The sequence below is a fragment of the Photobacterium iliopiscarium genome (genome assembly GCF_003026395.1).
GTDB classification, from domain to species: Bacteria; Pseudomonadota; Gammaproteobacteria; order Enterobacterales; family Vibrionaceae; genus Photobacterium; species Photobacterium iliopiscarium.
This window is the reverse complement of the sequence record NZ_PYOO01000002.1, coordinates 122501-137191: the sequence shown is the minus strand read 5'-3', so window position 1 is coordinate 137191 and position 14691 is coordinate 122501. Positions and strand designations below refer to the sequence as shown.

Annotated in this window: 13 protein-coding genes; 10 read left to right on the top strand and 3 right to left on the bottom strand. The window is 39.0% G+C overall.

The window, feature by feature from the left end; translation table 11 throughout:
* The first annotated feature begins 31 nt into the window (after window positions 1-31).
* The 6 genes from pspA (at window position 32) to tyrR (ending at window position 5797) form a co-directional block, all read left to right on the top strand.
* Window positions 32-700, top strand: a complete 669-nt coding sequence (gene pspA, locus C9J51_RS03965) for a phage shock protein PspA (protein ID WP_045035616.1) — start codon at window positions 32-34, stop codon at window positions 698-700.
* A gap of 75 nt (window positions 701-775) precedes the next feature.
* Window positions 776-1003, top strand: a complete 228-nt coding sequence (pspB, locus tag C9J51_RS03960) for an envelope stress response membrane protein PspB (RefSeq protein ID WP_045035615.1) — start codon at window positions 776-778, stop codon at window positions 1001-1003.
* The gene (gene pspC, locus C9J51_RS03955) at window positions 1000-1389 is read left to right on the top strand and encodes an envelope stress response membrane protein PspC (protein ID WP_197076345.1); all 390 of its coding nucleotides are present in this window, start codon (window positions 1000-1002) and stop codon (window positions 1387-1389) included. Before pspB ends, pspC begins: the two co-directional genes overlap by 4 nt.
* A gap of 133 nt (window positions 1390-1522) precedes the next feature.
* Window positions 1523-2920, top strand: coding sequence for a YcjX family GTP-binding protein (locus C9J51_RS03950; RefSeq protein WP_045039355.1), 1398 nt, complete (start codon window positions 1523-1525; stop codon window positions 2918-2920).
* A complete protein-coding gene (locus tag C9J51_RS03945) occupies window positions 2917-3948 on the top strand; it encodes a YcjF family protein (RefSeq protein ID WP_045035612.1) in 1032 nt (343 codons plus the stop codon). Before C9J51_RS03950 ends, C9J51_RS03945 begins: the two co-directional genes overlap by 4 nt.
* Before the next feature lie 310 nt (window positions 3949-4258).
* Entirely contained in the window at window positions 4259-5797 is a 1539-nt protein-coding gene (gene tyrR, locus C9J51_RS03940; RefSeq protein WP_045039356.1) for a transcriptional regulator TyrR, read from the top strand.
* A gap of 77 nt (window positions 5798-5874) precedes the next feature.
* Here the strand turns inward: tyrR and C9J51_RS03935 are convergent, their stop codons facing one another.
* Window positions 5875-6336 (bottom strand): methylated-DNA--[protein]-cysteine S-methyltransferase, encoded by a 462-nt coding sequence (locus C9J51_RS03935; RefSeq protein WP_232568082.1) that lies wholly within the window; start codon window positions 6334-6336, stop codon window positions 5875-5877.
* Window positions 6337-6538: 202 nt separating this feature from the next.
* Between C9J51_RS03935 and rimJ the strand changes: the two genes are divergently transcribed.
* Entirely contained in the window at window positions 6539-7123 is a 585-nt protein-coding gene (gene rimJ, locus C9J51_RS03930; RefSeq protein WP_045035609.1) for a ribosomal protein S5-alanine N-acetyltransferase, read from the top strand.
* 102 nt (window positions 7124-7225) lie between these two features.
* On the opposite strand, the gene pyk is transcribed toward rimJ, so the two are convergent.
* Together pyk and C9J51_RS03920 are read right to left on the bottom strand one after the other, a co-directional pair.
* Window positions 7226-8671, bottom strand: a complete 1446-nt coding sequence (gene pyk / locus C9J51_RS03925; RefSeq protein WP_107237420.1) for a pyruvate kinase — start codon at window positions 8669-8671, stop codon at window positions 7226-7228.
* Window positions 8672-8867: 196 nt separating this feature from the next.
* Window positions 8868-9725: a MurR/RpiR family transcriptional regulator gene (locus C9J51_RS03920; RefSeq protein ID WP_045035607.1), complete on the bottom strand. Its 858-nt coding sequence runs from the start codon at window positions 9723-9725 to the stop codon at window positions 8868-8870.
* Window positions 9726-10083: 358 nt separating this feature from the next.
* On the opposite strand from C9J51_RS03920, the gene C9J51_RS03915 reads away from it, so the two are divergent.
* The 3 genes from C9J51_RS03915 to C9J51_RS03905 all read left to right on the top strand — a co-directional run bounded on the left by C9J51_RS03915 (window position 10084) and on the right by C9J51_RS03905 (window position 14633).
* Window positions 10084-10911, top strand: a complete 828-nt coding sequence (locus C9J51_RS03915) for an NAD-dependent epimerase/dehydratase family protein (RefSeq protein WP_045039357.1) — start codon at window positions 10084-10086, stop codon at window positions 10909-10911.
* 762 nt (window positions 10912-11673) lie between these two features.
* Window positions 11674-12339 (top strand): TetR/AcrR family transcriptional regulator, encoded by a 666-nt coding sequence (locus tag C9J51_RS03910; RefSeq protein ID WP_045039358.1) that lies wholly within the window; start codon window positions 11674-11676, stop codon window positions 12337-12339.
* A 44-nt stretch (window positions 12340-12383) separates the two neighbouring features.
* On the top strand, window positions 12384-14633 hold the full coding sequence (locus C9J51_RS03905; protein ID WP_045039359.1) for an acyl-CoA dehydrogenase: 2250 nt from the start codon (window positions 12384-12386) through the stop codon (window positions 14631-14633).
* Window positions 14634-14691: the final 58 nt, after the last annotated feature.

Sequence of the window (14691 nt, the reverse complement as noted above, 5' to 3'; positions counted from 1 at the left end):
AATCCAATGCGGTTGACTAAGGAGTTTTATTATGGGTATTTTTTCTCGTTTTGCTGATATCGTAAATGCTAATGTCAATTCATTATTAGATAAAGCAGAAGATCCGCAAAAATTGATTCGTCTTATCATTCAAGAAATGGAAGACACATTGATTGAAGTACGTACTTCATCTGCTCGTGCACTCGCTGATAAAAAAGAATTACGTCGTCGCATTACAGCGATTGAAGCACAATCGACAGATTGGCAACAAAAAGCCAGTTTAGCGATTCAAAAAGGCCGTGAAGATCTTGCTCGTGCCGCATTAATTGAAAAACAAAAGTTAGTTGATGTTGCGTTAACATTAAATGAAGAATATAAATTAGTTGATGAAACGATTGAGAAATTATCGTTAGAAGTGGCTGAACTTGAGCGTAAATTATTAGAAACTCGTGCTCGTCAGCAAGCATTAGTGACTCGACATAAAGCAGCCGACACACGCCGAGATGTACGCCGTCAACTTGATACCAGTAAGGTTGATGAAGCGATGTCAAAGTTTGAACAATACGAGCGCCGTATTGATGAAATGGAAGCAGAAGCGGATAGTTATAGTTTTGGTCGTGGAAAAAGCTTAGAGTCAGAATTTGCTGATCTTCAAGCACAAGATGATATTGAAAAAGAGCTTGAGCGTCTAAAAGCAAGCATGAATGAAAAACAACAATAATCGTAGGGTATTGCTTTTTTAATAATAGAAAAAGAATAATAGTGCTATTACCTTTGCGTGAAAGGAGAACAACAAATGTCGATGGGTTTTATTAGTGTTCCGTTAGTGGTGTTTATGATTATTGTTGCGCCATTGTGGTTGATTCTTCATTACCGCAGTAAGCGCAAATCAGGTGAGGGATTGTCAGGTGAGGATCATCAAAAATTAGAAACCTTAGTGGCACGCGCAGAGGTGATGCAAGAACGGATCGTCACGCTTGAGCGAATTCTAGATGCTGAAGCACCACAATGGAGGCAGAAATAGTGCGTAAAACATTATTCCGTGATCCTAAAAATGGTAAATTAGGCGGTGTTTGTGCAGGTTTAGCTGAATATTTTGGTGTTGAAATTTGGCTAATGCGTATTTTAGCGGTTACGGCTTTTTTACTCGGCGTTGGTTTTTTTGCAACGGTTGCTTATATTGCTGCTTGGTTAATCTTAGATAAAATGCCGTTACAACGAAAAGAACAACAACATCAATATACCGAACATAACGTCAAGCAAAAGCCGTGGCAAAGTGGACAGTCACCACAACAGATTTTGCATAATGTTGAAACTGAACTTGGACGTAGTGAAGTCCAAATTCAAAAAATGGAAGCTTATGTGACATCTTCAGCCTTTAAAGTTGATCGTGAATTTAATAAACTTTAGTGTCTAAAACTAAGGTGCTTGATGTTACTCGCTTAAATTAAGTCGCTAGCATCAATATAAGCAGGTACTGATGGTTCAGACCTGCTTTTTTTATGGTTATTTATTGAGCCATATCTGTTAATTAGGAACCGTAATGAATCGAATTAGCAATGAAGTGAATAAATGGGTTAACCGCAGCCTTGATCGCCATGTGCGTCTTGCGGTCACAGGTTTATCACGCGCGGGAAAAACGGCTTTTATTACCTCACTGATTAATCAGTTATTACATGTTAGTACTAATCCGCGATTACCGATGTTTTCAGCAGTAAGAGAAGGGCATCTACTTGGCTCAAAACGCGTTCCGCAGCTCGATATGCATGTCCCTAAATTTGGGTACGATGATGGTATTAACGCATTGTTATCATCGCCACCATCATGGCCTCAGCCAACCAGTGATGTTAGTCAAACACGATTAGCATTACGCTTTAAACCGCAAAAAGGGGCCCTAAAATTATTTCAAGATACGGCAACCTTGTATCTCGATATTATTGATTATCCTGGTGAGTGGTTATTAGATTTACCCTTACTTGATCTTGATTTTATTAGTTGGTCGAAGCAACAAGCACAAGCATTAAAAGGTCAGCGGTTAGCATTAGCACAATCATGGTTAGCAATGGGCGAGTTGTTTGATCCTTTTGCTCCTGCTGATGAAGCCTTGATTGAAACGATTGCTGCTTCGTTTACGGATTATTTACATCAATGTAAGGTCGAAGGGGGTTTACATTGGGTTCAGCCGGGGCGGTTTGTCTTACCTGGGGAATTAGCGGGCGCACCCGTATTACAGTTCTTTCCTATGGTTTGGACCAATAAATATACTGAGCAACAACTAGCAACAGCCACTGATGATAGTAACTTTGGCATGCTAAAAAAACGTTATAAGTATTACCAGCAACATGTTGTGAAAGCTTTTTATCATGATCATTTTTCTAAGTTTGATCGACAAATTGTACTCGTTGATTGCTTACAACCATTAAATGCTGGGCATGAGTCGTTTAACGATATGCGTCAAGCGTTAGACCAATTAATGCAAAGTTTTAAATATGGCCGTAGTTCAATGCTACGTCGATTGTTTGCTCCACGGATTGATAAGGTGCTATTTGCCGCAACAAAAGCGGATCATATTACACCAGAGCAACACCCAAACTTAGTGGGATTATTACAGCAGTTAGTTAATGAAGCATGGCAGACCGCCTCGTTTGAAGGTATTAACATGGATTGTGTGAGTTTGGCATCGATTCAAGCTAGCGAACCTGGCTTTGTGAATTATCAAGGTAAACAAGTGCCTGCATTACGTGGAACGGATATTAACGGTAACGCGCAAACATTTTTTCCTGGTGATGTGCCGCGACGATTACCCAATCAAGACTTTTGGGATAAGAATGGATTTGATTTCATTAACTTACGCCCTTTACCACAACAAATAGATGAGCCTTTACCACATATTCGAATGGATAAAGCATTGGAATATCTATTGGGAGATAAATTGCAATGACAGAGCCATTAAAAGCAAAAATAGTGTTTGATGAAGCACAACAACCATTAAGTGATCAACAACCGGATTTAACGGTAAAAATGAACTTTGAACAGCAAAGCGAGTTTTTGCCTGATACCGTTGAATGTGCTGAAATTGAAAGTGAACAAACCCTAGGACAAATTTTAGCGGTTAAACCTAAGCGCCGTTATCGTTGGTTCAAAGGGTTATTGGTTGCTGGTGCTGCGATGGTGGGCTGGCAAACGGTAGATCATGTGGTGACGGCTTATCAAACGGGTAATTGGTTATCGTTAGGATGGAGTGCCATTGTTGCTGGTATTGCTGTGGCGGGTATTGGTGCATTAGGACGTGAGTTAATTAATTTACGTCGTTTGAAGCAGCGCCAGACTGAACGAGAACAAGCTCATCAACTATTAACGGCTGATGGCATTGGTTCGGGTAAGGCTTTTTGTGTGAAATTAGCCAAATTGAGTCAAGTTCCAACGGATAATCATGGCTATGATCGTTGGCTCCATGCATTAGCGGCAACTCATAATGATAGAGAAGTGTTGGCTCTTTATGATCAAATGGTGGTGAGTCAGCAAGATAAATTAGCCCGTCAGTTAGTGGCAAAATATTCAAGTGAAGCGGCATTAATGGTGGCGCTGAGTCCGCTAGCGGCGGCTGATATGTTATTGGTTGCTTGGCGTAATTTCCGCTTAATCGAACAAATTTCTACTGTGTATGGTATTGAGCTTAGTTATTGGTCACGGATTAAATTAGTAAAGTTAGTGCTTGCCAATATGGCATTTGCTGGTGCATCTGAAGTCGTGGCTGATTTAGGGATGGATATGCTGTCGATGGATTTGGCGGGAAGAGTATCAACTCGAGTAGCACAAGGTGTTGGTGTTGGTTTACTTACCGGACGGTTAGGCCTTAAAGCGATTAATATTATGCGCCCATTGCCGTGGATGGAGGGGGAACAGCCAAGATTGAGTGAGATTCGTCGCGACCTATTAAGTCAATTAGGTAAGCCAGATAAGCGCTAACGATTGAATTAACACACAATAAAAAAGAGAACTTCGGTTCTCTTTTTTCTTATCGATAATATTTCTTTTTATATTTAATCTATGTATATGCGATCTCGTGGCTTGACTCATTAATGGGTTAGTCGCACACTGATATTACTGTCAGGAATAGTTGACAGTATTCATTTGTAAATACTGTTAATTGTGTGGATTAAGTCGTTCAGGGGTAAAGCTTAACACTATGATTAATATTGGTATTGTTCCATTTTATCCTAAATGGATAACTGTAATTAATTATACACAGAAGATAAATAACAATAAGGTGTAAACAATGAGATTACAGGTGTTTTGCGAAGATAGAGTAGGTATGACTCGTGAACTATTGGATATTTTAACCAGTCAAGATATTGATCTTCGTGGGATTGAAATTGATCGTATTGGTATTATTTATTTAAATTGTCCAGAAGTTGAATTTGAACAATTTAGTCAATTAATGTCACAAATCCGCCAACTTGATGGCGTTACTGATGTTCGTAAAATTCAATTTATGCCAAGTGAGCGAGAGCATACTGAATTATCTGCTTTATTACAGACGCTTCCAGATCCATTATTTACCATTAATTTAAACGGTAAAGTTGATTTTGCAAACCAAGCGGCTGAACAATTAATGGGCCATCGTAGTGATGATTTATTTAATGAAAATATTCATACTTTATTAGGATTTAATTTCTCTCGTTGGCTAGATAAAAACCAAGCTCAGAAACACAGTGAAATTGTAGTAATTGCTGGGTTAGATTATCAAATGGATATTATGCCCGTATTTGTAGGTGATGATACACCTGAGCCTGTACTTGTTAGTGCGTTAATTTTATTAAAATCACTTTCTGAAGCTAAAATGCCTGTTGTGATGCGGAGCATTAATGGCGACAGCGGTTTTGAGCATCTTATTGGTCATTCATCGCGGTTTAAGCACTTATTGGGCCAGGCAAAGAAATTGGCATTATTAGATGCGCCGTTGCTGATCCAAGGTGAAACTGGCACCGGTAAAGAAATGTTGGCGCGTGCTTGTCACCAACGATCCATACATCGAGATAAGCCATTTTTAGTGGTTAACTGTATTTCGATGCCAGATAATGCAGCAGAAACAGAATTATTTGGCTGTATTGAAAGTACGAATGAACCGGCAAAGAAAGGGATTTTTGAACAAGCGGCTGGTGGCACTGTTTTTTTGTATGAAATTGGTGAAATGTCAAAACACTTACAGATTAAATTATTACGTTTTCTACAAGATGGTACTTTCCGTCGTGTCGGTGAAGAAGCGGAAATAAAGGTATCAGTACGGGTTATTTGTTCAACCCAGAAAAAATTGCCAAATTTAGTTGCTGAAGGGGCATTTCGTGAAGATCTTTATTATCGGTTGAATGTATTGGCTTTAGTCGTGCCACCACTCCGTGAGCGAGCCGCTGATATTGTGCCATTAGCGGAATTATTTTTAGCGCAATTTGCACAAGAGTTACATCAACCTAAGCCGTTATTGTCCGAAGAATTAGCATTAACATTAAAACAATATGCTTGGCCGGGGAATATCCGTCAGTTACGAAATGTACTATTTCGTGCAATGACACAGGTGGAAGGCGATGAAATGACATCGACTGATGTGCAATTACCTGAAAATGAGTCAAGTACAGTAATCAATGAAGAAATCTTAACTGGATCGTTAGATGAAATAATGAAACGTTATGAATCTGGCATTTTATCTAATTTATATCAGAGCTATCCATCAACCCGTAAACTCGCTAAACGGTTAGGGGTTTCTCATACCGCGGTGGCGAATAAGCTTCGTGAATATGGGCTTAGCAAACGTAACTGATCCTTAAGCGTAAAATAAAAGAGATAGCCATTATTGCTATCTCTTTATTTTTTATAACAAACAATAAAGCTATGGAATTAGTATTCGTCGTTTTGATGTTCTTCCAACAAAATAGTATCACCCGCTTCTAAGGCTAATAATAGAGCAACGATTTCTTCACCATAACGATAGCCACATAATGAATTATGGCTATTTAATACTCGGTGGCAAGGGATCACAATGGGGATGGGATTCACATTTTTAGCCATACCGATCGCTTGGGTTGCTTTGGTATTGCCTATGTTTGCAGCTATTTGCTCGTAGGTGACTGTTTCACCATAGGGAATATCAGCAATAGCATGCCATATTTGCTGTTGAAATAAAGTGCCTTGTGGGGCGAGAGGAAAGGTAAATTTTTTTCGAGAGCCGATGAGGTATTCTTTGAGTTGTCTAATGAAAGGGGCCATAAATTCAGGATTATGTTGCCATATTTCATTAGGGCTATAGCTGGGACTTGTAATCGATAGTTGTCGAAGACCTTGATGATCTGCCAGCAACATAATATTTCCCAGTTCTGTTTCAATACAATCGTAATACATCAATAACTCACTAAAGGCGTAATAATTAATAACATTGACTGACAAAGAATAACAGACAACGTCATGCTAATATATCGAATATTGAATGTGGCTTATATTCAATATCATGTAAACTCATAAAATGTGCGTTATATCAATTAACACTGTCATGTCGAGGTCGTACTTGTTTCATTCAATTATACATCGCTCATCAACTATTATACTTGATGATATAAAAATTCGCTTGATTGAAGCGCGAGATGCGGAACAAATTTCAGCATACTATCAACGTAACCGTCATTTTCTTGCACCTTGGGAGCCATTACGGCATGAGGCTTTTTTTAGCCTTGCGGGTTGGCAACAACGTTTAGAACAAATCGCGACCCTACATCGTCATGAGATGGCTTTTTATTTTGTGATTGAACACCGAGAGACGAATACTATTATTGGCGTGATTAATTTTAGTAATTTAGTGAAGTCACCCTTTTATGCCTGCCATGTCGGTTATTCATTAGATCAAGAGCATCAGGGCAAAGCGGTGATGCGTCGGGCGTTAACGGCAGTATGTGAGTGGATTTTTATCGATAAGCATTTTCATCGTGTTATGGCGGCGTATATGCCACATAATAATAAAAGTGGCGGTGTATTAACGGCGGTTGGTTTTGAGCAAGAAGGGTTAGCGAAAGATTATTTATTGATCAATGGCCAATGGCAGGATCATATTTTAACATCGTTAGTGAACCCTAATTGGTCACTGCCGATAAACTGAGTCTGTTTTAAAACCGAAAAAGGCTGAGAATACGATCTCAGCCTTTGTTATTCATTGTTTTCACGGCTATTAATGATACGTGTATAACGGCGCAGTTAAGAATTAATCAACCGTTAAAATACGCATATTATTGGTTGATCCTACCGTATCCATTTTATCACCTTGGGTAATAATGGTTAAGTCGCCAGCTTGTACATATCCTGCTTCTTTTAGCACATTCAGAGCATGTTTTGCCGCTTCTAAACCCGCGTCACTATCACGATCAAAAAAGACGGGAGTAACGCCGCGATATAATGAAGCTTGGTTCAATGTCGTTTTATTTCTTGATAACGCAAAAATAGGCAATCCTGATGAAATACGAGACATTAAGCGGGGTGTACGGCCGGATTCTGTCATCACGACAATCGCTTTAATGCCCACCATATGATTAGCGGCATACATGGTTGCCATTGCAATAGTTTCTTCAGGATTTGAGAATTTACGATCTAAACGGTGATTGGAAATATTAATACTCGGTTCTTTTTCAGCGCCAAGACAAACACTCGCCATTATTGTCACGGTTTCAACAGGGAAATCACCTGCTGCTGTTTCTGCCGATAACATTACCGCATCAGTACCGTCTAATACAGCATTAGCAACGTCCATCACCTCAGCTCGCGTTGGCATTGGGCTAGTGATCATTGATTCCATCATTTGAGTTGCAGTGATAACGGTACGGTCTAAGCTACGAGCACGACGGATCAGCTTTTTTTGTACGCCAACAAGCTCAGGATCGCCAATCTCAACCCCTAAATCACCTCGGGCAACCATCACTACATCAGATGCGAGAATAATGTCATCCATCGCTTCAGTGGTAGCAACTGTTTCTGCTCGCTCTACTTTTGCGACTAATTTTGCTGTTAATCCCGCCTCTGTTGCTAATTGACGGGCATAATGCATATCTGCACCATTGCGAGGAAAAGAAACTGCGAGGTAATCAACCTTCATGGCAGCGGCTGTAATAATGTCTGCTTTATCTTTTGCTGTTAATGCTGCGGCAGATAAGCCACCGCCTTTTTTATTTATGCCTTTGTTATTAGATAAAGGGCCAGCAACGGTAACGATAGTATGTACTTTATTACCCGTTACTTCAGTTACTTGTAGTTGAACTCGACCATCATCAAGTAACAACACATCGCCTTTAATAACATCATTTGGCAGTTCTTTATAGTCAAGACCAACAGCATCTTGGTGACCTTCACCTTTGGGTAAATCACTATCAAGCGTAAAGGTATCACCAATATTGAGCTGAATTTTACCTTCTTTAAAGGTTGATACTCGAATTTTAGGGCCTTGGAGATCACCTAAAATAGCCACATGTTTACCTAGACGTGCTGCAATTTCGCGTACTTGTTGGGTGCGAAGGATATGATCTTCAGGGCTACCATGAGAAAAATTCATACGGACTACGTTAGCGCCAGCAGCAATGATTTTTTCTAGATTATTATCGCGATCCGTTGCAGGTCCTAGGGTCGTTACAATTTTGGTACGTCTTAGTTGTTCTGACATTATAAGCTCCGTGTAAATAAACTAACTTATCTCTTTAATGCAATTGCAAGATATAACGCATTGAACAAATAGGATTATGTAGATGAGTGCGCTCACTAATAAAAGATAAGATGATGATTAGTATTAAAGAAAAAGAGGTAATCGTGCGTGTTCTGTCTTTGTAGTAGCGAAGTCGAAACTTCGCTATATATCTGTATTACAGTAGGTGATGCTCTTTAGAAAAACGGGAGTCTTTGAGTGAGTCTTTGACTCGTTTTAGATTATCACGAAAACTGGATCCGCGACGTAGTGTAAAGCCCGTTGCGAGTACATCAATAACCGTCATTTGTACAACGCGACTCGCCATTGGCATGTAAATATCGGTATCTTCAGGAACATCAAGACAAATTGATAATGAACATTCGCGCTCTAATGGTGAATGTTTTGCAGTAATGCCGATGACTGTTGCGCCATTTTCACGCGCCATTTGTGCGATTTCAACCAAACTTTTAGTTCGCCCAGTATGTGAAATAACAACCACAACATCACCATCACTGCAATTAATCACACTCATACGTTGCATGACAATGTCATCAAAACACACAATCGGGATATTAAATCGAAAAAACTTATTTTGAGCATCATGCGCGACTGAAGCGGATGCACCTAAACCAAAAAAGGATATTTTTTTTGCTTGGGTGAGTAAATCAACAGCACGATTAATTTGCATAGGGTCGATGCTATTTTTCGCAACATCTAAGCAAGCCATGGTCGATTCAAATATTTTTGCAGTGTAGGCATCAGGACCATCATTTTCTTCGACATTACGATTTACATAAGGGGTACCATTTGCCAAACTTTGTGCTAAATGTAATTTAAAGTCAGGAAAGCCTTTGGTATCAAGTCGACGACAAAAACGGTTAACAGTCGGTTCACTTACATCGGCCATTTTAGCTAATGTTGCAATACTTGAGTGAATTGCTGTTTGTGGCGAAGCTATAATAACTTCCGCTACTTTACGTTCAGATTTGCTGAAGTGTTCTAAGTTATTTTGTATTTTTTCTATGGTATTCATAGTTATTTATGCACTTCGTTATTGAATTTCATTTGTAGCATTCTTGTCATCAAGTTGCCCATATAATGAAACTATACTACTTAACTGTTAACATATTCTAGCCATTTACGCTCTTTTTCAGTGCGTTTTTATTAGATTTTGATCGGGATCGACTTTTTATTTTCATAATTGAAATTTTTAAAACAAATAATGTTATTTTTTGTCGTTTTATTTTACCAATTATAAGTGTTTGTTTTATAAATAAAGCGTTATTTTAAGCCGTGAAATAAATAAGCATGATTCTATTGTGTAGGTTTTTAATTAAAGTAATTAAATGACAGGTTTGATTCAATGTAGATATAAATAAAAAGGAATATCAATGAAAGTTAGTATTTGTGGCTGTGGATGGCTCGGATTACCGTTAGCATTATCATTAAAAAGCCAAGCGATTGAAGTATGGGGCTCTAAAACAACCGTTGAGGGGGCAAATGTATTACAACAACAAGGCATTAATAGCTGCTTATTAACTTTGCCATTGATTGGGGATATTGATCCAACAATAGTCCAATTTTTAACAACGGATGTATTGATAATTGCGATTCCACCGGGACGAAAAAATCTTGATCCACAGGATCATATTGAAAAGGTAATGTCATTAGCAACCGCAGCAAAGGAAGCCGGGTGTCAGCGGATTATTTTTATTAGTACTACTTCTGTATATGACCCATTGCAAGGGGAGGTACTAGAAACAACCCCGGTTAATCCTAGTTCGGCTTCTGGGCAATTACATTACGCATTAGAACAGCAGTTACGTCAGCAATGGCAACAACAACTGACAGTGTTACGTTTATCTGGATTAATTGGACCACAACGGCATCCGGTAACGTTTTTATCTGGTCGTCAACAGTTGAGTGCAGGTAAACAGCCTGTAAATCTAGTACATCTTGATGATTGTATTGGTGTGATCTCTGCCATTATTACGCAGCATCCTTCAATGCCTATCATGCATTTAGCGGCAAGTACCCATCCTACTCGCGAGCAATATTATACAGCGATGGCGATTAAGTTACAGTTGCCACCTCCTGAGTTTGGTAATGATGATAATGGTATTAATGGTAAGAAAATCAATTCGAATCAGACAATTAGACATTTAGGTATTGTGTTGCAGCATGATGATTTGCTGCAAGGTACGCCGCAGATTCGCTAAAAAAAGCAAAAAAAAACGCTGAAATAAATATTTCAGCGTAAACAAAAAATACAATTAGGATTTAAAGCAGTAGTAGCAATTTGAATTACAGATGTTGTGTTTGACGGCCTGAAAAACAAAATAATCATCTATAATTCCAATTCTTATATAATCAGACTGCCCGTTAATGAAAGAGTTCAATTTAATATAAAAAAGATGTCATTATTTTATTGAAAGCTGCTGTTTACTTCTCTTACGTCGACGTTTGATAAAGCAGATGTGATGATTGTAGATAAAAAAATCCCGCTGACAAATATCAGCGGGATGGAGATTATCCAAAAAAATACAATTAGGATTTAAAGCAGTAGTAAATTAAACATTTCATAAAAGGCATTATTGCAGTGCAAAATAACCATTTATCAAATTGAATACATAAGTAAGAGTGCCTATGTAAGATAAAGTTCAAAAAAAATGGTTTTATTTGAAATTAATATTTTGTAGCGGTGTATTACCATAAAAATAAAGAAACCCACCAACAAATATTTGTTAATGGGTTTTGAAGTAAAAACTTCTAAAAAAAGCAGTGGTATTGATAAGACACTGCTTCCTCATATTGGTTCCAATCTTATTCTATAAACAACAGACAGCTTTTTATTCTTGATTATAAAGAGGTTAATTGTTTTTCATGAGGTTAAATTAAAATAGTAGTTTGTGATGTAGCGCAATTGTTAAATATTGTGGTTTGTGTAATATTTAAACAAGCGTTTTAATCAGGGCTGACAGATGAAGATACAGGCAACGACGAAAAATCGAATACTTGATGCTGCTGAATTATTGTTTGCCGCTCGTGGTTTTAAAGCAACGTCATTACGGGTAATTACGGCGACTGCTGGGGTTAACCTAGCCTCGGTTAATTATCATTATGGCGATAAGAAAGGATTAATTCGTGCAGTATTAAGCCGTTACCTTGAGCAATTTATGCCCGCATTAAAAATGGAATTAATGACGTTACATCAGCGTGATAAGTTTACGATGGAAGAGGTGTTTCTCTGCGTTAAACAGCCATTGCTGACATTGAATAGCTGTAAGACTAATGGTACTACTATTTTTATGTCTTTACTTGGCCGTGGCTATACCGATGTACAAGGGCATTTACGGTGGTTTATAACGACACATTATGATGATGTTATTCACTTATTTATCAGCGCTGTACGTCGTGCTTATCCTTGTTTAGATCCTGAAACATTATTTTGGCGATTACATTTTACCCTTGGTGCGGCTGTATTTACGATGGCATCAAGTACGGCCCTATGCGAAATAGCAGTCAATGATTTTTCTCATCGCATCCAAATTGACGATCTAATTAATCGATTAGTACCTTATCTTGCGGCAGGCGTTGCTGCACCCATAGAATTGAATCAGTCTTTTGTCGTTAATATTAACGGCTAATAAACCATGAATACTCGCCATTGAATCACAAAAGGATATGCATTATGAGCTCGTTATCAACCATGCGTAAACGTTATGTAAGTGATCCTGTTTTTAAACGGTTTAAAACATTATTACCACCACTGTCTGATACTGAAAAAGAAGCAATGGAAGCGGGTAGTGTGTGGTGGGATGGTGAGTTATTTGGTGGGGATCCACAATGGCAAACATTGCTTGGTTACCCTAAACCAACATTGACGCAAGAAGAACAACGGTTCATTGATACAACCCTGCAAACATTATTGGCAATGTTAAATGATTATCAAATTGTGCAGCAACAAAAAGATTTGCCTGAGGATGTTTGGCAATTTCTGCGTCGTGAAAAATTCTTTGCATTAATTATCAGTAAACAATATGGCGGCCTTGATTTTTCAGCCCATGCTAATTCAACCATTGTGGCACAAATAGCGACCCGCAGTTTAAGTGCTGCGGTTTGTGTGATGGTGCCAAATTCACTTGGCCCCGGTGAATTACTTACCCATTATGGTACTCAACAACAAAAGGAGTATTGGTTACCTCGCCTTGCTCATGGAGAAGATATTCCTTGTTTTGCATTAACAGGCCCCGAAGCGGGATCTGACGCTGGCGGCATTCCTGATGAGGGAATAGTCTGTTATGGCGAATATGATGGTGAGCAAGTTCTTGGCTTAAACCTAACATGGAATAAGCGTTATATTACGCTTGCGCCTGTTGCAACGGTGCTTGGTCTGGCATTTAAAATGAAAGATCCTCAAGGCTTACTTGGCGATAAAGTTGATTTAGGTATTACTTGTGCGTTGATTCCCGCTGATCATGCTGGCGTTGATATTGGTGAGCGGCATGATCCACTTAATATGGCATTTATGAACGGTCCTACGCGCGGTCATCATGTCTTTATACCATTAGATTGGATCATTGGCGGCCAAGATTATGCAGGAAAAGGCTGGCGGATGCTGGTGGAGTGTTTATCTGCGGGACGTGGTATATCTTTACCTGCTTTAGGAACGGCTGTTGGACACTTAGCTGCCAAAACAACGGGAGCCTATGCCGTTGTACGTAAACAGTTTGGTATGCCAATTGGTCATTTTGAAGGAGTAGCACAAGCATTAGGTCGTATTGGTGGTTTTACGTATATGCTAGAAGCGGCACGAACATTGACAACCACAGCATTAGATATGGGGCAAACACCGGGTATTGTGACAGCCATTGCTAAATACCATATGACAGAGATGTCTCGAACTGTTTTAAATGATGCGATGGATGTGCATGCTGGACGAGCTATTCAATTAGGGCCAATGAATTATTTGGGTCATCATTACTTTGGTATGCCGGTGGCAATAACGGTTGAGGGAGCAAATATAATTACCCGTAATTTAATGATATTTGGTCAAGGTGCTACACGTTGTCATCCTTATGTACTTGATGAAATGGCAGCAGCAGCTAACCCAGATTTAGATCAAGGTTTGAACGATTTTGATAGCTTGTTAATGCAGCATATTGGTTTTGCGACCCGCAATATAACCAAGTCATTGTTAAATGCGGTGAGTGGTAGTTGTTTTAATCGTGTGCCTGTTAGTGGTGAAACGCGTCATTATTATCGGCATTTAAACCGTATGTCAAAAGCGCTTGCCGTTTGTGCTGATATATCAATGTTGAGCTTAGGCGGTGAATTAAAACGTCGAGAGTTATTATCTGCTCGCTTAGGGGATGTGCTTAGTTATTTATATTTAGCGTCAGCAACGTTGAAAAGATTTGAAGATCAAGGACGTCAGCAACAAGATCTACCGTTAGTTGATTATGCGCTACAGCATTGTTTGCATCAATGTGGGGTCGCATTTGATGACGTGTTTACGAATTTTCCTCGTAAAAGGGTTGGACGCACATTACGATTATTAACATTCCCTTTGGGTATACATTATTCAGCGCCTAAAGATGCGCTTAGTATCAACATTGCAGCATTATTAATGACACCGAGTGTGCATCGTGATCGATTAACGCATTTATGTTATGTCGGTGATAAAGATGATGATCCCATTGCTATTATGGAACGTGCATTTCTGGCTCTGCACGAGATCAAACCTTTAGAACGCAAATTAATGCAAGCAACACGCAATGGTGAGATCCCATGCAAGGCTTTATTAAATAAGAAGTTACAGTTAGCGTTGGATGCGGGAGTGGTCACAGAAGAGGATGTTAAAAAAATAGAGAATGCAGAGCAACTAAGGCAGAGAGCGATTCAAGTTGATCATTTCTGTGCTAACCATTTTAATAACTAAGTTTGCTACCAGGGAAGGCAGCTTAGGGTACTTAGTCTTTGATATATAAACCTGGATT

Excerpts from the sequence above, each read along its gene's own strand:
- pspA (WP_045035616.1), top strand. The coding sequence starts at position 32 with ATGGGTATTTTTTCTCGTTTTGCTGATATCGTAAATGCTAATGTCAAT.
- pspB (WP_045035615.1), top strand. The coding sequence starts at position 776 with ATGTCGATGGGTTTTATTAGTGTTCCGTTAGTGGTGTTTATGATTATT.
- C9J51_RS03950 (WP_045039355.1), top strand. The coding sequence starts at position 1,523 with ATGAATCGAATTAGCAATGAAGTGAATAAATGGGTTAACCGCAGCCTT.
- C9J51_RS03945 (WP_045035612.1), top strand. The coding sequence starts at position 2,917 with ATGACAGAGCCATTAAAAGCAAAAATAGTGTTTGATGAAGCACAACAA.
- tyrR (WP_045039356.1), top strand. The coding sequence starts at position 4,259 with ATGAGATTACAGGTGTTTTGCGAAGATAGAGTAGGTATGACTCGTGAA.
- C9J51_RS03935 (WP_232568082.1), bottom strand. The coding sequence starts at position 6,336 with ATGTTGCTGGCAGATCATCAAGGTCTTCGACAACTATCGATTACAAGT.
- pyk (WP_107237420.1), bottom strand. The coding sequence starts at position 8,671 with ATGTCAGAACAACTAAGACGTACCAAAATTGTAACGACCCTAGGACCT.
- C9J51_RS03920 (WP_045035607.1), bottom strand. The coding sequence starts at position 9,725 with ATGAATACCATAGAAAAAATACAAAATAACTTAGAACACTTCAGCAAA.
- C9J51_RS03915 (WP_045039357.1), top strand. The coding sequence starts at position 10,084 with ATGAAAGTTAGTATTTGTGGCTGTGGATGGCTCGGATTACCGTTAGCA.
- C9J51_RS03910 (WP_045039358.1), top strand. The coding sequence starts at position 11,674 with ATGAAGATACAGGCAACGACGAAAAATCGAATACTTGATGCTGCTGAA.
- C9J51_RS03905 (WP_045039359.1), top strand. The coding sequence starts at position 12,384 with ATGAGCTCGTTATCAACCATGCGTAAACGTTATGTAAGTGATCCTGTT.